At 55.0% G+C, this 605-nt stretch carries 1 pseudogene; it reads left to right on the top strand.

The features are described 5' to 3' along the window. Positions 1-80: 80 nt before the first annotated feature. A pseudogene (locus ACLJRH_RS26245) lies at positions 81-605 on the top strand (IS66 family transposase); the annotation flags it as partial.

A 605-nucleotide genomic window follows, 5' to 3' on the forward strand; every position in this document is an offset into this window, starting at 1 on the left:
TTTACGATGGCAGCTAAAGTAACAATTTTGGTGAGGCAACAGTGCGCGTTGGGTAACAAAAATGCTGAGTCAATGCGATAGGTTATCTGTGGTGTTATGCCAGCGGAGAAAAAAGTGGCCCACAGATAGTCAGCTTCGACTGCCAGACCGGGCGTGGTCATGAACATCCTGAAAACTGGCTTCAGGGCTGGAACGGGACGCTGGTTGTCGACGGTTACCAGGCTTACCGGACGATGGCGGGTAAAACTCCCGGTATTACCCTTGCCGGATGCTGGGCTCACGCCAGAAGAGGCTTCGCCGACCTGTATAAAATGAATAAAGATCCACGGGCCGCAATCGCGGTGAAAAAGATCTCCGGGTTGTACAGGCTGGAGAAAAAGATCAGCAGCCGTCCTGTGGAAAAAATCCGCCAGTGGCGACAGCGTTATGCCCGCCCGATACTGGAAGATCTGTGGTCCTGGCTTGAGGAGCAGGAGCAAAGATGCCCTCCGGGAGGCGCATTACACAAAGCGATAGTCTACGCGCTGTCGCGGCGCGCGGAACTGAGTCTGTTCCTGGAGGATGGCGCTGTTCCCCTGGGTAGAGTAGAGATGTGGCGCGGTGGT

This window comes from Salmonella sp. SAL04162 (genome assembly GCF_046551535.1).
Lineage (GTDB): Bacteria > Pseudomonadota > Gammaproteobacteria > Enterobacterales > Enterobacteriaceae > Salmonella > Salmonella enterica.